Annotated in this window: 20 protein-coding genes; 7 read left to right on the forward strand and 13 right to left on the reverse strand. The window is 64.3% G+C overall.

The window, feature by feature from the left end; genetic code table 11:
- Positions 1-4 precede the first annotated feature (4 nt).
- The 11 genes from JG746_RS07045 to JG746_RS07095 all read right to left on the reverse strand — a co-directional run bounded on the left by JG746_RS07045 (position 5) and on the right by JG746_RS07095 (position 8265).
- Positions 5-1081 carry a 5-(carboxyamino)imidazole ribonucleotide synthase gene (locus tag JG746_RS07045; RefSeq protein WP_202357503.1) on the reverse strand — a complete coding sequence of 359 codons (1077 nt, stop codon included), beginning with the start codon at positions 1079-1081 and terminating at the stop codon, positions 5-7.
- Positions 1078-1575, reverse strand: coding sequence for a 5-(carboxyamino)imidazole ribonucleotide mutase (gene purE / locus JG746_RS07050; protein ID WP_202357504.1), 498 nt, complete (start codon positions 1573-1575; stop codon positions 1078-1080). The genes JG746_RS07045 and purE overlap by 4 nt, the downstream gene beginning before the upstream one ends.
- 98 nt (positions 1576-1673) lie before the next feature.
- Entirely contained in the window at positions 1674-2582 is a 909-nt protein-coding gene (locus JG746_RS07055) for an anti-sigma factor family protein (RefSeq protein WP_202357505.1), read from the reverse strand.
- On the reverse strand, positions 2579-3118 hold the full coding sequence (locus JG746_RS07060; protein WP_202357506.1) for a sigma-70 family RNA polymerase sigma factor: 540 nt from the start codon (positions 3116-3118) through the stop codon (positions 2579-2581). Before JG746_RS07060 ends, JG746_RS07055 begins: the two co-directional genes overlap by 4 nt.
- A gap of 34 nt (positions 3119-3152) precedes the next feature.
- Complete coding sequence (locus JG746_RS07065; RefSeq protein ID WP_202357507.1) at positions 3153-3356, reverse strand: hypothetical protein; 204 nt, start codon at positions 3354-3356, stop codon at positions 3153-3155.
- Positions 3357-3483: 127 nt separating this feature from the next.
- Entirely contained in the window at positions 3484-4689 is a 1206-nt protein-coding gene (locus JG746_RS07070) for an aminotransferase class V-fold PLP-dependent enzyme (protein WP_202357508.1), read from the reverse strand.
- A gap of 25 nt (positions 4690-4714) precedes the next feature.
- Positions 4715-5176 (reverse strand): RidA family protein, encoded by a 462-nt coding sequence (locus JG746_RS07075; protein ID WP_010911960.1) that lies wholly within the window; start codon positions 5174-5176, stop codon positions 4715-4717.
- Positions 5177-5246: 70 nt separating this feature from the next.
- The gene (locus JG746_RS07080) at positions 5247-6041 is read right to left on the reverse strand and encodes an amino acid ABC transporter ATP-binding protein (RefSeq protein WP_202357509.1); all 795 of its coding nucleotides are present in this window, start codon (positions 6039-6041) and stop codon (positions 5247-5249) included.
- A gap of 4 nt (positions 6042-6045) precedes the next feature.
- Positions 6046-6696 (reverse strand): amino acid ABC transporter permease, encoded by a 651-nt coding sequence (locus JG746_RS07085; RefSeq protein ID WP_202357510.1) that lies wholly within the window; start codon positions 6694-6696, stop codon positions 6046-6048.
- Between the two features lies 1 nt (position 6697).
- Positions 6698-7363, reverse strand: a complete 666-nt coding sequence (locus JG746_RS07090) for an amino acid ABC transporter permease (RefSeq protein ID WP_202357511.1) — start codon at positions 7361-7363, stop codon at positions 6698-6700.
- 71 nt (positions 7364-7434) lie between these two features.
- Positions 7435-8265 carry a transporter substrate-binding domain-containing protein gene (locus JG746_RS07095; protein ID WP_202359281.1) on the reverse strand — a complete coding sequence of 277 codons (831 nt, stop codon included), beginning with the start codon at positions 8263-8265 and terminating at the stop codon, positions 7435-7437.
- A gap of 149 nt (positions 8266-8414) precedes the next feature.
- Between JG746_RS07095 and JG746_RS07100 the strand changes: the two genes are divergently transcribed.
- A complete protein-coding gene (locus tag JG746_RS07100) occupies positions 8415-9203 on the forward strand; it encodes an IclR family transcriptional regulator (RefSeq protein WP_202357512.1) in 789 nt (262 codons plus the stop codon).
- Positions 9204-9342: 139 nt separating this feature from the next.
- Here the strand turns inward: JG746_RS07100 and JG746_RS07105 are convergent, their stop codons facing one another.
- Positions 9343-9546, reverse strand: coding sequence for a YdcH family protein (locus JG746_RS07105; protein ID WP_010911954.1), 204 nt, complete (start codon positions 9544-9546; stop codon positions 9343-9345).
- A gap of 239 nt (positions 9547-9785) precedes the next feature.
- On the opposite strand from JG746_RS07105, the gene JG746_RS07110 reads away from it, so the two are divergent.
- The 6 genes from JG746_RS07110 to JG746_RS07135 all read left to right on the forward strand — a co-directional run bounded on the left by JG746_RS07110 (position 9786) and on the right by JG746_RS07135 (position 14612).
- Positions 9786-9965, forward strand: coding sequence for a YdcH family protein (locus JG746_RS07110; RefSeq protein WP_010911953.1), 180 nt, complete (start codon positions 9786-9788; stop codon positions 9963-9965).
- A 321-nt stretch (positions 9966-10286) separates the two neighbouring features.
- Entirely contained in the window at positions 10287-11537 is a 1251-nt protein-coding gene (gene ispG / locus JG746_RS07115; RefSeq protein WP_202357513.1) for a flavodoxin-dependent (E)-4-hydroxy-3-methylbut-2-enyl-diphosphate synthase, read from the forward strand.
- Positions 11538-11542: 5 nt separating this feature from the next.
- Positions 11543-12397, forward strand: a complete 855-nt coding sequence (locus JG746_RS07120; protein ID WP_202357514.1) for a lytic transglycosylase domain-containing protein — start codon at positions 11543-11545, stop codon at positions 12395-12397.
- 25 nt (positions 12398-12422) lie between these two features.
- A complete protein-coding gene (locus tag JG746_RS07125) occupies positions 12423-12974 on the forward strand; it encodes a phosphotransferase-like protein (protein ID WP_202357515.1) in 552 nt (183 codons plus the stop codon).
- A 35-nt stretch (positions 12975-13009) separates the two neighbouring features.
- Entirely contained in the window at positions 13010-13783 is a 774-nt protein-coding gene (locus JG746_RS07130; RefSeq protein ID WP_202357516.1) for a Stf0 family sulfotransferase, read from the forward strand.
- A gap of 88 nt (positions 13784-13871) precedes the next feature.
- Entirely contained in the window at positions 13872-14612 is a 741-nt protein-coding gene (locus JG746_RS07135; protein ID WP_202357517.1) for a class I SAM-dependent methyltransferase, read from the forward strand.
- 24 nt (positions 14613-14636) lie between these two features.
- Here JG746_RS07135 and JG746_RS07140 read toward each other — a convergent pair whose 3' ends face one another.
- Positions 14637-16982 carry a response regulator gene (locus JG746_RS07140; protein WP_202357518.1) on the reverse strand — a complete coding sequence of 782 codons (2346 nt, stop codon included), beginning with the start codon at positions 16980-16982 and terminating at the stop codon, positions 14637-14639.
- Positions 16983-17363: the final 381 nt, after the last annotated feature.

A 17363-nucleotide genomic window follows, 5' to 3' on the forward strand; every position in this document is an offset into this window, starting at 1 on the left:
GGGACTAAGTTCGGCGGCTTATCCGGGTGAAGTGGCCCATCTTGCGGCCAGGCCGCGCCTCCGCCTTGCCGTAGAGATGCAGCATCAGATCGGGCTCGGCGAGCAGTTCGGGGACACGCTGCACGTCGTCGCCGATCAAATTTTCCATGACGCAGTCGGAGTGGCGCTCCGGGCTGCCCAGCGGCAGGCCGGCAACCGCGCGGATATGCTGCTCGAACTGCGAAACGACGCAGGCGGCCTCGGTCCAATGGCCGGAGTTGTGGACGCGCGGCGCAATCTCGTTGGCCAGCAGCGAACCGTCGGACAGCACGAAGAACTCGACGCCGATGACGCCGACATAGTCGAGCGCCGACAGGATTTTTGCCGCCGCCGCGCGCGCGGCCTCAGCCGTTTCGGCTTTGACATTGGCCGGCAAGGTCGAGGTGTGGAGAATGCCGTGGCGGTGGACATTCTCGGCCGGGTCGTAGGCGGCCACCGCGCCATCCAACCCGCGCGCCGCGATCACCGAGATCTCGCGCTCGAAAGGCACGAAGCTTTCCAGGATCAGCGGCACATTGCCCATCGCCTCGCAGGTGCCGGCGAAGCCGCCGGTTTCCATGTTGCGGAAGACGCGCTGGCCCTTGCCGTCATAGCCCATGCGCCGCGTCTTCAATATGCCGCTGCCGCCGAACGCCTTCAGCGCGGCCGTCAGTTCCTCGTCGGTGTCGACCGGACGAAAATCGGCGGTGGCAATGCCTATGCCGTTGAGGAATGTCTTTTCGCTCACCCGATCCTGCGCCACGTCGAGCGCGCGCGCCGGCGGATGGACCGCAACCCTGGCGGCAAGCGCTTCCGCCGCCGCGACCGGCACGTTCTCGAACTCGTAAGTGACGACGGCACTTGCGGCCGCCAGCTCGGCAAGGGCGGTCGGGTCGTCATAGGCCGACGTAATCTGCCGGTTGGCGACTTGTGCCGCCGGGCAATCCGGCTGCGGCTCCAGCACGATGGTGCGGTAGCCGAGGCGGGCGGCGGCCATCGCCAGCATGCGGCCGAGCTGGCCGCCGCCGATGATGCCGATGGTCGATCCGGCGGGCAGGCTCACGGCGTGTCCGTCGGTTCGGCCGCGACCTTGGCGGTCTGCGAGGCGCGCCAGGCATCGAGGCGCTGGGCAAGCTTGTCGTCGTAGAGCGCCAGCACGGCGGCGGCCAGCAGGGCGGCATTGGCCGCTCCCGCCTTGCCGATGGCCAAGGTGCCCACCGGAATGCCGGCTGGCATCTGGACGATGGAGAGCAGCGAATCCTGGCCCGACAGCGCCTTCGATTCCACCGGCACGCCGAACACCGGCAGCGGCGTCATCGCCGCCGTCATGCCGGGCAGGTGCGCCGCACCCCCGGCGCCGGCGATGATGACCTTGTAGCCGGCGGCCTTGGCGCCTTTGGCGAATTCATAGAGCCGGTCGGGCGTGCGATGCGCTGAGATGATCAGCCGCTTGTGCGGGACGCCCAGCGCCTCAAGCGTTTCGGCCGCCTGGCGCATCGTCGCCCAGTCGGACTGGCTGCCCATGATGATGGCGACGTCGGCGCGTTGATCGTCCAAGCTTCTGCTCCCCGGCGACAAAGGCGCGCCTTAGCGGAATTCGCGCGGGGCCGCAAGGATGTGTGGTCACCGGCGGGAACCGACGGCCACAATCCAGCTTAAACCGCCGCCTTGCGGAAGCGGGCGACGAAGTCGTCGAGTTCGGGCCGCTCCATGTCGGAGATCGCCCAGTAGGAGAAGGCGCCGTCGCTCCAGTGCACCATCGAGAAGCCGCCGGAGGAGAGGTCGTCGGGCTGGGTGGTCTTGCCGCCCTGCTGGGGTTCGGCGACCAGCGTGATCAGGTGTTCGCGGTGGCGGTAGACCAGCGCCGGCACCGGCCGACCCGATATCACCTCGACCCGGCCGCCGATCAGCGCGTAGCCGTCCTGGGCAAGGTCTGGCGCCGGCGGCGAGACGCCGATGCGGGCGTCGAGCCAGGGCTTGACGGTGTGGCGGTCGGACGAGACGATGTCGATCGGGCTCGCGGCAAGCAGGCTGCGGCGATGGCCGCTGGCGACCGCGGCGGCAAAGCCGTCATCGACGCCGCTCTGCATCACCCATTGCGTCGCCCCGCTGGCCAGCACCGCGCTGATCATGATCGACGCGGCCATGGCGCGCCAGTCGAACGAGCCGAAGCGGCGCGCTCTTGGTGATGGCCGCATCTGGGACGGACGCGTCCCGGCTTCCCGCCTCTGGCCGCCACCGGCGCCGGCGATCAATCCAGGCAATGCCGATGGCGTGCCGCGCTGCGGCTCCGTTGCCTCGGCGGACGTCTGCTGTTCGGCGCCGGGCATGCCGATAGCCTCGATGCGGGCGCGAAAGGCGTCGCTGACATCGGGGCGCGGCAAGCGACTGACCGCGCCTTGCAAGGCAACAATGCGGGCATGCTCGGCGGCAAGCCTGGGGTCGGCGGCGATGCGCCGTTCCACGGCAAGAGCGGCCGCCGCATCAAGCTCACCATCAACAAGCGCGTGGATCATCAGTCTCATACCTTCGGGATCGTTGGGCAGTCCGTCGTCGTGCGTCATGACGCTCTCCCCAGTTCAGACGCGAGCAGGCCACGGGCACGGGCCAGCCTGGACATCACCGTGCCGATCGGCACGGCAAGCATGGCCGATATTTCGCGATAGCTGAGGCCATTGATATCACGCAGCACCAGCGTTTCGCGAAATGGCTGCGGCAGGGCCGCGATCGCCGCCTCGAGCGCTGCCGTATCGGCCCTGGCGATCAGCCTCGCCTCCGGGCCGTCCTCGTCCGGCAGGCTGGTGCCGTGCGCCGCGGCCATGTCATCAAGGTCACCGAGATCGCCGACGGCCATCATGGCGCGCGGCCGGTTGCGCGCCATCCAGGTGTAGGAGGTGTTGCGCACGATGGTCAGGACCCATGCACGGGCGTTGCCGCCGGCATAGTTCGATATGCCGGCATGCGCCTTGATACAGGCATCCTGCACGACATCCTCGGCATCGGCGGCATTGCCGGTCAGCCAGCGGGCAAGCGCCAGAGCGTCGCCGAGATGCGGCAGCACCACCTGGTTGAAGCGTTCCGCCAGGGCCCTCTCGCTCAAAGCAGCACCATGATCCACTCCGGGCCGTGCCGCCTCAAGATGCGACGGCGATCTTGCCCCGCTCGCGGGGGCAAAGCCCCCGGAAACAGGCAGAGCCACCTGCCTTGCTGAAACTGAATTCATCTGCGTCACCGGTGTCAAGCGCCACAAAGGAGAGCCTGACGACCATCATGCTTGCCAGCGCATGGCGACGGCCGACGCCGCAACCATGGTCGCTGTCCTGGCAATGATGCGGCATGCCTGTCTCCCCAACGCCGGAAGTGGCGTATGCCGAGAAGACCTGGTCGGGAGGCGGTTTATTCCCGCGCGCCCCATCCGGCTGTTCACAGTCGCGTGATCACTGGTGGTGGGGCTGTTGGCGTGGCTCAGTCCGGCCACGTCAAGACGCCGGACGAATCCTTGCGCGGTTGCCTCATCGCATCGGCGGGACGGTCCTTCGCGGTCAACACGGCGCGCAGGCGTTCGGCGACGATCTCGGCCTCGCCGGGATGCAGGTTGCAGGGGTCGAGGAAGAAATGGCCGCGTTCGACCTCGTGGTTGCGCACGATGATCGGCGGCGAGCCCGTCGCCAGCGCCGAGGCGAGGCCGGCGGCACTGAAGCGGCTTTCCGGCGATACGAAGATCTGCAGCCGGTCGAGCGGATTGGCTGTCGGGTCTAGAATGATCTTGGCAAAGATGCCCGGCAATCCCTGCAACGCATCCCTCCACAGATTGAGCGCCGCCTCCTCGCGCCGGCGGATGCCGTCATGGTCGCGCTTCTCCCACGCTTCCAGTGCCGCCATGGTGCCGGCGATGCTCTCCTTGCCGACCTTCATGGCCCGCGCCACACCCCGGTTCTGCAGATAGGCTGATCGCACCAGGTCCTTGCGGCCGGTGACGATGCCGCTGGTCGGCCCGCTCAGGAATTTGTGGCCGCTGTAGATGACGACGTCGGCACCGCGCGCCAGGAACCCGCGCAGATCATATTCGGAGGCGGCATCGACGATTACCGGCACGCCCTTGGCGTGGCAGATCTCGCAGAATTCCTCCAGCGACAGCATGCCGTACTGCACGGTGTGGTGGGCGACGACATAGAGGCCAGCCGCTGTCCGGTCATTGATTGCTTCGCGCACATGATAGTCCTGCGTCACGCTGACCGTGCCGGCAGGCACCACCTTGGCGCCGGCGACGCGGATCGACTGGTCGATCGGGGCGCCATAATTGACGATGTGGCCAAGCTGGATGACGACCTCCGATTTGAGATCGCCAGTATCATCAGGCAGGCGCTCGATCGCGAGCAGGCTGGTTCCCGTCATCGCACCGGCAATTGCCATGGTGATGCCGCTGGCGCAGCAGGCGGTGATGAAGCCGGCCTCGCCGCCGGTGAGGCGCGCCACCACCGTGCTCGCGGCGCGCTGCAGGTCGTCCATCTCCACCCATTGCGAGGCCATCTCGGCCATGGCGCTGATCGCCTCCGGGACGATGATCGAGGCGCCGAGCGCGGTCATGGTGCCGGAGACGTTGATGATCGGCCGCAAGCCCAGCCGTTCGCGGATGGTGGTGTTGGAGCCGGTGGAGGAAGTGGTTTTCATGTGAGCGGATCCCGTGATTGGCAGGTCAGGCGGCGATCTCGACGACCGCTTCGATTTCGACGGTGATGTTTCCAGGCAGCGAGCCGACGCCGATCGCCGAGCGGGCGTGGCCGCCGATCTTGTCGAAGACATCGGCGAAGAGATCCGAACAGCCATTGACCACTTTCGGGTGGTCGCTGAAGGTCGGCGTCGCGTTGACGAAGCCGAGCAGCTTGACGACGCGCACGATGCGGCCGAGATCGCCGGCGGCGGCATGCATGACGGCCAGCAGATTGAGCCCGGTCAGGCGCGCATGCTCATAGGCCTGCTCGACTGTCACATCTTCCCCCACCTTGCCGGTGCAGAGCGTGCCGTCGGCGCGCAGCGGCCCCTGGCCGGACAGGAAGATCAGCCGGCCGCTCTCGGCATGGGTGACGAAGTTGGCGATGGGCGTCGGCGGCTCGGGCAGCGTCAGGCCGAGTTCGGCGAGCCGGATGTAAGGCGTCATGGAAGAAGGCTCCCTTGGTTGGCTTCAGCCATCCGATATTCAAAAATGGGACGGCGTTGGCCGTCCGATGTCAGAAATGCGAGGCGCGGAAGCGCGCCAGAAAGGCGCGGAGGCGCTCGTTGCTGGTTTCCGCTGCCAGGATTTCTTTCGGCGGGCCGACGGCGCTGACGCCGCCATCGGCCATGAAGACGATGCGGCTCGAAGCGTCGCGGGCGAAGGCCATTTCGTGCGTCACCATCAGCATGGTCATGCCGTCCTCGGCGAGGCTGCGCACCACGGCCAGCACCTCGCCGACCAGTTCGGGGTCGAGGGCCGAGGTGATCTCGTCGAGCAAGAGGATTTTCGGCTCCATCGCCACGGCGCGCGCGATGCCGACGCGCTGTTGCTGGCCGCCGGAGAGCTCGGCCGGGAGGCTGTCGGCCTTATGGGCGAGGCCGACACGGCCGAGCCAGTGTTCGGCGGTCTGGCGGGCCTCGGCCTGGCTCTTTCCCCGCACCTTGGTCAGCCCAAGCATGATGTTGCCGGCGGCGGTAAGGTGCGGAAACAGGTTGAAGCTCTGGAACACCATGCCGGTCTCGGCACGCATCGAGGCCAGGTCGCGCTCGCTGCGGCGCTGGCGCGTTTCGGCTGAGAGATAGCCGACCTCCTTGCCGTCGATGCGGATCGAGCCCGAGTCATAGCTTTCGAGGAAGTTGACGCAGCGCAGCAGCGTGGTCTTGCCGCTGCCCGAGGGGCCGATGACGGTCACCACCTCGCCGCGCCTGACCTGAAGGCTGACGGAACGCAGCACATCGACGGCGCCGAAGGCCTTGGAGACGTCACGAACGTCGAGCAGCGCGGGACTGGCATTTGTGGCGTCGGACATCGTGTTATTCCCGAATGAAGGCAAAGCGTCGCTCGAGCCGCCGGCTGGCGAGCGAGAGCGCATAGTTGACGGCGAAATAGATGAGCGCGCCGAGGATATAGAGCGGCATCGCCTCGTAGGTGCGGCCGATGACCTGGTTGATGGCCTGCATCAGATCGGTGATGCCGAGGAGCGAGACCAGCGCGCTGCCCTTGACGGCGTCGGTGACGCCGTTGATCCAGGGCGGCAGGAAGCGCCTGAAGGCTTGGGGAAAGATGACGGAGGTGAGCCGCTGGCGGAAGGTCAGCCCGATCGCCATCGCGGCTTCGGACTGGCCTTTCGGAATCGAGGCGACCGCGCCCCTGAGATATTCGATGACCTGCGCGGTCTTGAACAGGGTGAGCGCCAGCACCGCCGCCCAGAAGGACGGCAGATGCAGCCCGATCGCCGGCAGGCCGTAATAGACGAAGAACATCAAGACCAGGATCGGAATGCCGCGGATGGTGTCGGAGAAGATGCGCACCGCCCAGCGCAGCGGGGCAGGGCCATAGACCAGGCCGACGCCAAGCAACACGCCGGCGACGAGCGACAGGCTGACGACCAGCAGCGACACCCAAAGGGTCACGGCGAAGCCTTTGGCGAGGAAGGGCAGCGCGTAGAGGATCTGGCTCGCCATGTCAGCGCGCCGCCCTGAACCGGCGCTCGACGAGCCTGAGCCCGAAAAGCAGGATGTAGCCGGTCAGCAGATACATTGCCGTCGTCACCAGATAGACCTCGACGATGCGGAAGGTGTTGAAGTTGATCCACTGGGCGCCGAAGGTCAGCTCCGGCACCGAGATGACCGAGGCGATCGAGGTGTCCTTGAACAGCGAGATGAAGGTGTTGGACAGCGCCGGCAGCGTGATGCGCAGCATGGTCGGCAGGCGCACATGGATCAACCTTTGCCAGGGCGTCAGGCCGATCGCCTTGCCGGCGTCGAGCTGGCCGCGCGGAACGGCTTCGAGGCCCGAGCGGAACACCTCGACCAGATAGGCGCCGCTATAGACCGACAGCGTCAGGACGAAGGAGGTCGGCGCGCTGTAGGCCAGGTCGACCACGGTCGGCACGCCGTAGAAGACGAGATAGACGAGCAGGATCAGCGGCACGTTGCGGATGAATTCGACATAGGCGGCGATGATCGCCCGCACCGTGCGCCCGGCCGAGACGTACCAGACCGCGAGCACCAGGCCGATGACGGTGCCGATGGCGATCGAGATCACGGCAAGCTCGAGGCTGAGCAACAGACCGCCCCACAGCTTGTCGAAATGCCGCCAGATCAGGTTGAAATTGAGGGCATAGCCCATGCGTGCGCCTCGGTGTGAAGGGCGTCGAATAGATGCGGAAGGACGGAATGCCGCCCTTCCGCGATCCGGGATCAGATGACCGGGAAGCCGGGGTGGCGCGCCGGCGGCTCCTGGCCGAAATAATCCTTGAAGGCGGCGTCGTAGAGCGCCGATTCATGGCCGAACATGGCGATGGTGAAGGTCTGGTTGACGAAGGTCAGCCAGTCCAAGTCGCCCTGCCGCAAAGCCGCGCCGTAGAGCATCGAATACCAGCTCTTGCCGGCGTCGAAATATTTGTCGGGATTGCGCGAGGCAAGCCAGCGCACGGTGGAGAGATCGACGGCGGCGGCGTCGGCGCGCTTGGATTCCAGCGCCTGCAGCACGTTGGCCTGGGTGTCGATCTGCAGCGCCTGCGCCTGCGGCAAGGCGTAGTGGACGGAGCTTTCGGCATCGACATTCTGCAGGATGGAGATGCGCGTCGCCGAACCGCCGGCGAGCAGCTTGTCGAAGGTCTTGTTCTCGGCGGTGGGCAGCGTCAGCAGCGCAACGCCTTCGACATAGTACGGCCGGGTGAAGTTGATCAGCTGCGATCGCTGCGCCGTCATCGTCATGAACTGGATGGTGATGTCGACCTTGTTGGTGGTGACATTGGGAATGCGCTGCGCCGGGTCCTGCATGACGAACTCGACCTTGGTCGGATCGTCGAACAGGCCCTTGGCCAGGATGCGCCCCATGGTGATGTCCATGCCGACCAGTTCGCCGGCGTCGTTCTCGAAATGCCAGGGCGCGTTGGTGCTGCCGGTGCCGACGATCAGCTTGCCGCGGTCGAGCACGGTGCGCAGCAGGCTGTCGGATGCGGCCTGGGCGGCCGCCTTCTGCGCGTCGACTGATACCAGCACACCGGCGGTGGCCAGTCCCGCCATTCCCAATTTCAGAAAATCACGTCTTCCGGATGTGTCGTTCACGGCGACCTCCTTTCGTGTTGTGTTCCCCATGCACAGGAAAAGCGATTGTCTCTTACAAGAGACGCATGTATCCTGTACAAGACAGATACTAACACCAGGAATCGACAATGCAAGATGGCAATGCCTTGGCCGTTTCGGCCGACGAAAAGACGACGGCCTCCCGCGAGAAGGGGCTCAACCGGGTGCTCGAGATCCTGGACTTCCTGCACACGACGCAGCGGGCAATCGGCATTGGCGACCTGGCCAAGGGCGTGAATGCACCCCGTTCGACGACCTACACGCTGGTGCGGTCGCTGGTGGACGCCGGCCTGCTGGAAATGGCCGGCGACGGCAACCGGGTCTATTTCGGCAAGAAGCTTTATCTCTATGGAATGGATTATGTGCGCGGCAACGACCTGCTGCGGCGCGGGCGCCAGGAGGTCGACCATCTGTCGCGCGAAACCGGCGAGACCTCGGAACTGTGCATGCTGCAGAGCGGCCGCTACACGATCGTGCACTCCAGCCCGGGCACCAGGCCGTTCCGCATCAGCTCCGCCACCGGCCTGCAGATACCGCTGCCGTGGACCGCGTCCGGCCGGCTGCTTCTGGCGGGGCTGGAGCGGGCCGAGGTCGAAGCCATGGTGTCGCAAGACGATCTCGTGCTGCCCGACGGCCGCAAGCTGCGGCTCGACGATTTCATCGCCGACATCGCCAAGGCGCGGGTTACCGGCTACTGCGTGACCTCGGGCCTGGTCGATGCGTACACGAAGTGCCTTGCCGTGCCGGTCTTTTCAGCGCCGGGCAAGGTCGAGGCGACGATGTGCCTGGTGGTTCCCATCGACACGTCCGAGGAGCGGACCGGCAGTCTCATCGGCCTCCTGCGCGACCGCGCGGCCAGGCTGTCGATCGGCGGATAGGGAAAGCATTCAGAGCAATTCCAGGAAAAGTGTGAAACGGTTTCCCCTGGAAAAGCGCGTAGCGCTCTCCCTCCCTTGGGAGTTGCGTCAAAACAAAGAGTTAGAGCGCTTCACCGTTTCCATGAAACGGTGGATCGCTCTAAGCGATGATGTCTGGAATGATCTTGTCTTCCAGCTTCATCAGCCGGTCCTTGAGCGCCAGCTTCTTCTTTTTCATGCGCTGGATCTGCAGCGGGTCGCAGTTGGTGGCTATCATGGCGTTGATCGCCGCATCGAAATCGGCGTGTTCCTGCTTCAGCCGGGAAAATTCGAGGCGAATATCGGCCTGTTCCTGATCGGACATTCTCTACCGTCTGCACGTCTGCGGCGCCCAAAAACTGGGCCTGATTGGGCGGGGGCGGCAATTTTTACCACCGGCGCGCAGCCCATATCACATTTCACATTGTCGTGGAATGCTACCACGCAGCATTCGACATCGCAGTCGGAAGGTGGCAAAGTGTCATTGTGCCGTCACAGAAGCGACCTGCGGTGGACGCGCCTTGACGGCTGCAATCGAGGAAACCATGAAAGGGAGAACCATTCATGTCTCTTGCTTCCCATCTTGATGAGTTGCAGCGGAAACACGGCGACATCGAACGCGAAATCGATGACGCGATGAACCACCCGTCGGTGGACGACCTGGAAATCGTGAATCTCAAGCGACGCAAGCTGGCACTCAAGGATGCGATTGAGAAACTGAAAGCGCAACCGACCACGCATTGATGCCCGACTGACATAGCCGCCTACTATGCGGTCTTCCTTGCCGGCGGCACCCGCCGCCGGTGTAGGTGGTTTGATTTTCAGTCCTATGTCATAAGCTGTAGCTAATATCCCTTTCGATCCCCTTTTTGCACGTCGACTGCCGTCGGGCAGCGTCCTGTTTCAGGCCGCCGGCTGGATCAATTGCTGCCAGTGGCGACCTGTCGCCATTGACAAGCCATCTTTGCTCCTCCACCTCATGCCCGGACTTCAGCGCATCGGCCCCGGGGCGTGCTTGTGCGTCCGAATGGACGCGCTAGGCCCCAGAGACAAAAGGCTGCCGGCATGACCGGATATTTTTCCTCTCCCTTCCCCCGCCGCACCTCGGTCGGTGTCGATGTCGGCGGCGTTGTCGTCGGCGCCGGCGCGCCTGTCGTGGTGCAATCGATGACCAACACCGACACCGCCGACATCGATCAGACAGTTGCGCAGGTCGCCGCGCTGCACCGCGCAGGCTCCGAGATCGTGCGCATCACCGTCGACCGTGACGAAAGTGCGGCCGCCGTGCCGCGCATTCATGAGCGGCTCCTGCGGCTCGGCATCAATGTGCCGCTGGTTGGCGACTTCCACTATATCGGCCATAAGCTTCTGGCTGATCATCCGGCCTGCGCCGAAGCACTGGCCAAATACCGCATCAATCCGGGCAATGTCGGCTTCAAGGACAAGAAGGACCGGCAGTTCGCTGATATCGTCGAAATGGCGATCAAACACGACAAGCCGGTGCGCATCGGCGTCAACTGGGGTTCGCTCGATCAGGAGCTTCTGACCCGGCTGATGGACGAAAACCAGGACAAGGGTTTCCCGCTGACCGCGCAGGAAGTGACGCGCGAGGCGATCGTGCAGTCGGCGATCCTGTCGGCCGAGATGGCCGAAGAGATCGGCCTTGGCCGCGACAAGATCATCCTGTCGGCCAAGGTCAGCGGCGTGCAGGATCTGATTGCCGTCTACACCGAGCTCGCCACCCGCTCCAACCATGCGCTGCATCTCGGCCTCACCGAGGCCGGCATGGGCTCGAAAGGCATCGTCGCCTCGTCCGCCGCCATGGGCATCCTCCTGCAGCAAGGCATCGGCGACACGATCCGCATCTCGCTGACGCCGGAGCCGAACGGCGACCGTACGCGCGAAGTGCAGGTGTCGCAGGAGCTGCTGCAGACCATGGGGTTCCGCCAGTTCGTGCCGATCGTCGCCGCTTGCCCCGGCTGCGGCCGCACCACCTCCACCGTGTTCCAGGAGCTTGCCCAGAACATCCAGGCCGATCTGCGCAAGAACATGCCGGTGTGGCGCGAAAAATATCCGGGCGTCGAGAACCTCAAGGTCGCGGTGATGGGCTGCATCGTCAACGGCCCCGGCGAATCCAAGCATGCCGATATCGGCATTTCGCTGCCCGGCACCGGCGAGACGCCGACGGCGCCCGTCTTCGTCGACGGCAAGAAGGCGGCGACGCTGCGCGGACCGTCGATCGCGGCGGATTTCGAGAAAATGGTCGCCGACTATATCGAGCAACGGTTTGGTCGCGGCAAGGCCGCGGCAGAGTAGCTCAGATGCAGCGTTTCCTCTGGGCGGCGCTGATTTTCCTGTTCGGTATGGCCTGGTCGGCGCTTGCCCAGGCCGATCCGCCCCAATCGGCCAAGCAGCGGCTGATCGACAAGGTTTGCAACTTGATCCAGGCCCATGCCGACCAGAACGGCCTGCCCCGGGATTTCTTCGCCCGGCTGATCTGGAAGGAAAGCCGTTTCGATCCCAACGCCGTCAGCCCCGTCGGCGCCGAAGGCATCGCCCAGTTCATGCCAGGCACCGCCAAGATGCGGGGGCTCGAAAACTCGTTCGACATCAACCAGGCGATCCCGGCCTCGGCTAGATATCTCGCCGAAATGAAAACCAGCTACGGCAATCTCGGCCTGGCGGCGGCCGCCTACAATGCCGGCGAAAGCCGGGTGTCGCGCTGGCTGGGCTCAGGCGGCTTCCTGCCGATGGAAACCGAAAGCTATGTCTTCGACGTCATGGGCGAGCCGGTCGACAAATTCACCGACCCCGCCTATGCCGGCAAAATCAAACCGCTGGATGCCAAGACGGATTTTGCCGTCGCCTGCCGCAAGCTGCCTGTCATCATGTCGCAGACCGTTGCGATGGCCTCGATCAACGTCAAACCCTGGGGCGTACAGGTCGCCGGCAATTTCCGCCGCAGCGCGGCAGTCAGCCAGTGGCTCAGGGTGCGGAGCCGGTTCCCGGCCTTGCTCGCCGGCCACGACCCCGTGGTGAGCCGGGTGCGCACGCCGATTGGCCGGCGCGGCATCTACGCGGTCAGGATCGGCATCGAAGATCGTGCCGCCGCCAATGTCATCTGCCAGAAACTGCAGAGTGTCGGCGGGGCGTGCGTGGTGGTGCGCAACCGGTAGGCCGGTCCGAGAGAGGCGTTTGACGATGACAGCCAGGATCGTTCTGCTCAATGGTGTCGGCAGTGCCGGCAAAAGCTCGATCGCCAGGGCGTTGCAGGCAATAACCGCCGCGCCGTTCCTGCATGTCCAGATGGACAGTTTTCTCGATATGCTGCCCGATGCCTTGCAGGACCATGCCGATGGTTTCTCCTACGAAACCGTTCAACGGGACGGCAAGCCGTCGGTCGTGATCCGGACCGGAGCGGTGGGCGAAAAGACCCTGCGCGGCATGCGCCACGCCATTGCCGCCATGGCTGGGCAAGGCAACGACCTGATCGTCGACGACGTGCTGTGCAACGGCGAGCTATCGGACTATGTCGAGCTGCTGTCGGCCTTCGATCTCCATCTGGTCGGCGTCATGGCGCCGCTGGAGGTGCTGGAAGCCCGCGAAGCGCAGCGCACGGACAGGCTGCCGGGGCTGGCGCGCTGGCAATATGAGCGCGTGCACCAGGATATATGCTACGACCTTGAAGTCGACACCAGCCGGTTCACACCGCTCGAGTGTGCCCGTCGCATCCAGCAACAATTTCGACTATAGGCGACGGCGGACTGGCCGGGATTGCCCTGCCTGCGATGAGCGACGAGGGCAGCGGGATGTTCGACGCCTACATTATCTGCGGCACGCCGAGAACCGGCAGCACCTTGCTGTGCAAGCTCCTGGCCTCCACCCGGACATCAGGCGATCCGCACTCCTTCTATCGGCGACAGGACCTGTCGGAGTGGGCCGACGAGTGGAAACTGCCGGCCCGCGAGACGATGGGCGAGCTTGAATTCGAGATTGCCTATCTTAACGCAGCGATCACCGCCGGAAAGGGCGGAACAGGCATTTTCGGCCTGCGCCTGATGCGCGAAAACCTGGATGAACTTTCGTCGATTCTCGACCTGATTTTTCCGGGGCTGGCGTCGGATACAGCGCGTTTCGAAAAGGCCTTTGGCCGCACCCTCTACATCCACCTGTCGCGCGAGAACAAGCTTGCGCAGGCAATCTCGCTAATCAAGGCGCAGCAGACCGGTCTTTGGCACATTGCGCCTGACGGCACCGAGATCGAAAGGGTCGCGCCGGCGCAAGAGCCGCACTATGATTTCGAGCGGATCAAAGGGGAACTCGCCAAGCTCGAAGCCTATGACACGGCCTGGAACATCTGGTTCGCGGCGCAAGGCCTGACGCCATTGCGCATTGGCTACGAGCGGCTTTCCGCCGACCCGGCGGCGACCTTGCTGGCCCTCTGCGAGGCCCTCGGCGTTCCACTGCCTAATGCCGATGACATCCGGCCTGGCGTCGCAAAGCTCGCTGACGAGGCAAGCTTCGACTGGATGCGCCGCTATCGTCTGGACGCGGCCGGCTGAGTATGGGGGCCGAGCAACGCCGCAACGCCATCGGCAGCGTCGACTGTGCCTGTAGCGAATGGCAGGCATTTGAGCTAAAGGCGGCGACATGACCGATCTGATCTACAATGATCCCGACTTTGTTCAGTTCTACGACATCGAGAATCAGGACGGCCGCGCCGATTTCGACTATTGCATCCGCCTTGCCCGGGATGGCGGCTCGGTCCTCGATCTCGGTTGCGGCACGGGTCAACTGGCTGCCGAAATGGCCGAAAGGTGCAACGTCACCGGTGTCGATCCCGCATCGGCCATGCTCGACGTCGCGCGACGCAGGACCGGCGGCGACAAGGTCGACTGGGTTGTCGGCGACGCACGAACGGTTTGGCTCGAAAACCGGTTCGATCTGGTGCTGCTGACCGGTCACGCGTTCCAGGTTTTCCTGACCGAAAAGGATCAGCGGGCGGTGCTGCGTACCATCGCCGAACATCTCGCTCCCGGGGGGCGCTTCATCTTCGACACGCGAAATCCCGCCGTGGAGGCGTGGCTGGAATGGACGCCGCAGCGCTCCGAAAGGATGGTGGAGCATCCCAGCCTCGGCACGGTCAGGGCATGGTATGATGCGGATTGGGATGCCGCCAGTGCGGTGGTCACCTATTCGACCTTCTATGAAATTCCGGGCGGCAGACCAATTCTGGGCGCCGAATCGAAAATCGCGTTTCCGAAAAGGGAAGATCTTGCCGGGATGCTGAACGACGCCGGCCTGCTGGTGGAGCAATGGTTCGGCGACTGGCAGGGCGAAGCCTATGCGGACACCTCTGCGGAAATCATCCCGATCGGTCGGCTGCGCTGATCCGACAGCCCGCCCCGACGTATCTCACGCCGTCTTGGCCACCACCGTTTCGCTGAGCCAGGTGCCGATTTTCGTCCCCAGGCGGTCGGGCGAAACCGGCTTTGGCAGATAGTCGTCCATGCCGGCCTCGATGCATTTGTCGCGATCGCCCTTCAGCGCGTGCGCGGTGACGCCGACGATCGGGATGTGACCGCCCGACGAGGTTTCGATCGCCCGGATGGCGCGGGTCGCTTCGTAGCCGTTCATCTCGGGCATCGAAACATCCATCAGGATCAGTTTCGGATGCAGCGACCGGTACATCTCGACCGCCGTGCGGCCGTTGCCGGCAATGCGGTAACTCAGACCGAGCCCGTTGAGGATCTGGCCGAACACCAGCTGGTTCACCTCATTGTCCTCGGCGATGAGGATGTCGATCGTGCCGTTCGGCAGCGCGGTCGATTCCGGCAGCGCCATCACCGGCACGGCCGGGCCACGGATGACCGTGAAGGCGGGCGGAGCCGCCTGCGGCACCGGCTTCGGCTGGACCGGTTCGCGAACGAACTGCGCCTTGCCGACCTGCGAGCGGGCCTTCTGGATGACCGAGATGACCGTGCCGAGCAGGACCGCCGAGCGCGCCGGCTTGGTCAGGTGCGCTGATATGCCGAAATCGATGATCATCTTGCCGAAATCGACCTGGTCGACCGAGGTCAGGATGACGATCGGGATGGTCGACAGCCGGCTGTCGGCGGCGATGGCCCGGGCGACATCGGCGCCGTTCATGCCGGGCATCTGGTAGTCGAGGATGATGCAATCGACGCTGGCGCCCAGTTGGCAGGCGCGATCGAGGAAGGCCAGCCCCACCGCGCCGCTTTCGGCGGCAGCGCAGTCGAAGCTCCAGCTTCTGAGCTGCTCGAGCAGGATTTCGCGGTTGACCGGATTGTCGTCGATGACCAGCACGCGCGCGCCGGTGACGTCGACTGGCACGATCGCGTCGCGCGCCTCGGCATGATGCACGGGCAGCGGCACCCCGAACCAGAAGACGGAGCCGCGCCCAATCTCGCTCTCGACGCCGATCTTGCCCGCCATCAGGTCGACGAGGCGGGCGGCGATGGCAAGTCCAAGGCCGGTGCCCTCGTGGCGGCGGGTCGAGGAGCCGTCGACCTGGGCGAATTTCTCGAACACGTTCTGCAGTTTCTCGGCCGGGATGCCGATGCCTGTGTCCTCGACACGCAACCTGAGCTGGACGACATCGTCGACGGTCTCGCCGCCGACATCGATCAGCACATGGCCCTTCTCGGTGAACTTCACCGCATTGCCGACCAGGTTGGTGACGATCTGCCGGAAGCGGCCGGCGTCGCCGACGACATGGGCCGGCAGCCGCGGATCGACACGCACGATCAGTTCAAGGTTCTTCTCGGCGACGCGTGCCGAGACCAGCGTTGCCACATCCTCGACCGCTTCGGTGAGACGGAAAGGGGCGGGGTCCAGGGTGAGCTGTCCGGCATTGATCTTGGAGAAATCGAGGATGTCGTTGATGATGGTGAGCAGCGCATTGCCGGATTTGACGATGACGTCGGTGAAGGTCTTCTGGCGCGCGGTCAGTTCGGTCTTGGCCAGGAGTTCGGCCATGCCGAGCACGCCGTTCATCGGCGTGCGGATCTCGTGACTCATATTGGCCAGGAATTCGGATTTGGCGCGGTCGGCGGCCTCGGCCTTGAACAGGGATTCGGCCGATTGGGCAAAGGCGCGGCGGATCGCCTGCTCCATTGGCCGGAAGATCCAGAAGGCGACGATGGCCAGGACGCCGAACAGCAGGCCGCTCGCCCACAACAGCAACCGGTCGCTGGACGCGTCGGCCAAATGGCGCTCTTCATCCATGGCGGTGCGGACGCGGACCAGCATTGGCTGGACAAACAGGTCGTTCTGGTTGCGGATTTCCCGATAGCTCCATTCATCCGCCTTCTGCGCCATCGACATCAGGTTAAAGTTGCGCACCATGTCGTGCGCCGACCAGAACAGGTCGCCGTTGACCGAGGCGGTTTCGAGCTCGTTGATGGTCTTGGCCGACAGGCGTGAGCGTAGCGCGGCGAACTGGGCGGTCAGCGTGTCGATCTCGCTGGTCAGGCGTTCGGAATGGTCGCGGGCCGAAGCGGTCAGCGCGTCACGCGTTTCGTTGCGCCAGGCCGAACCGGTGGTCTCGGCGAAGCTGGTCGCGTTGCGCAGGTCGCGGGTGAAGACGACGAGGTTGCTGCTTAGAGCGTCGATCTCATGGCGGAAGGAATTGACACGGTTGAGCGCAACCATGATGGCCGTGGAAGCCAGCGCGAAAATCAGCAATCCTGAAAGATAGCGAATCCGGACAAACCGGATGAAGGAAGAATATTCCGGCATGCGCAACCCCAACACATACGCATTATTTTAACGACCGGGATTACGCTTCATTTACATTAAGATTTCGTTCGCGCGCCGGCGACGTGCCGGCAAAAGCGGATGCGATATGATCGCGACTTCCCGGGTCGGAGATGCCGTCCAGAAAGCAACTTCGCGCCGTACGGGTTTCGCAATCGGCCTATGTCAACGATGTGTCCGGGGCGGCCTTGTTCGTGCCGTGCGGCGTAGTTGGTGAGGCTGTATAAGGAGCTCAATAAGACTCCTCGATCTTATATTCACACGACTGACACAAATATCAACAACAGTCGGCTCTTCTTTTCTTTGTTCAATGTATGATAGCATCAGCCTGGCTATTCACCAGGAAGGGTACAAAGTTCAATA

The sequence above is a fragment of the Mesorhizobium sp. 113-3-3 genome, assembly GCF_016756495.1.
Taxonomy (GTDB): domain Bacteria; phylum Pseudomonadota; class Alphaproteobacteria; order Rhizobiales; family Rhizobiaceae; genus Mesorhizobium.

Bases quoted from the DNA above. Each gene is read 5' to 3' on its own strand.
- JG746_RS07055 (WP_202357505.1), bottom strand. From the start codon at position 2,582: ATGACGCACGACGACGGACTGCCCAACGATCCCGAAGGTATGAGACTG.
- JG746_RS07065 (WP_202357507.1), bottom strand. From the start codon at position 3,356: ATGCCGCATCATTGCCAGGACAGCGACCATGGTTGCGGCGTCGGCCGT.
- JG746_RS07070 (WP_202357508.1), bottom strand. From the start codon at position 4,689: ATGAAAACCACTTCCTCCACCGGCTCCAACACCACCATCCGCGAACGG.
- JG746_RS07075 (WP_010911960.1), bottom strand. From the start codon at position 5,176: ATGACGCCTTACATCCGGCTCGCCGAACTCGGCCTGACGCTGCCCGAG.
- JG746_RS07080 (WP_202357509.1), bottom strand. From the start codon at position 6,041: ATGTCCGACGCCACAAATGCCAGTCCCGCGCTGCTCGACGTTCGTGAC.
- JG746_RS07085 (WP_202357510.1), bottom strand. From the start codon at position 6,696: ATGGCGAGCCAGATCCTCTACGCGCTGCCCTTCCTCGCCAAAGGCTTC.
- JG746_RS07090 (WP_202357511.1), bottom strand. From the start codon at position 7,363: ATGGGCTATGCCCTCAATTTCAACCTGATCTGGCGGCATTTCGACAAG.
- JG746_RS07095 (WP_202359281.1), bottom strand. From the start codon at position 8,265: ATGGCGGGACTGGCCACCGCCGGTGTGCTGGTATCAGTCGACGCGCAG.
- JG746_RS07100 (WP_202357512.1), top strand. From the start codon at position 8,415: ATGCAAGATGGCAATGCCTTGGCCGTTTCGGCCGACGAAAAGACGACG.
- JG746_RS07105 (WP_010911954.1), bottom strand. From the start codon at position 9,546: ATGTCCGATCAGGAACAGGCCGATATTCGCCTCGAATTTTCCCGGCTG.
- JG746_RS07110 (WP_010911953.1), top strand. From the start codon at position 9,786: ATGTCTCTTGCTTCCCATCTTGATGAGTTGCAGCGGAAACACGGCGAC.
- ispG (WP_202357513.1), top strand. From the start codon at position 10,287: ATGACCGGATATTTTTCCTCTCCCTTCCCCCGCCGCACCTCGGTCGGT.
- JG746_RS07120 (WP_202357514.1), top strand. From the start codon at position 11,543: ATGCAGCGTTTCCTCTGGGCGGCGCTGATTTTCCTGTTCGGTATGGCC.
- JG746_RS07125 (WP_202357515.1), top strand. From the start codon at position 12,423: ATGACAGCCAGGATCGTTCTGCTCAATGGTGTCGGCAGTGCCGGCAAA.
- JG746_RS07130 (WP_202357516.1), top strand. From the start codon at position 13,010: ATGAGCGACGAGGGCAGCGGGATGTTCGACGCCTACATTATCTGCGGC.
- JG746_RS07135 (WP_202357517.1), top strand. From the start codon at position 13,872: ATGACCGATCTGATCTACAATGATCCCGACTTTGTTCAGTTCTACGAC.
- JG746_RS07140 (WP_202357518.1), bottom strand. From the start codon at position 16,982: ATGCCGGAATATTCTTCCTTCATCCGGTTTGTCCGGATTCGCTATCTT.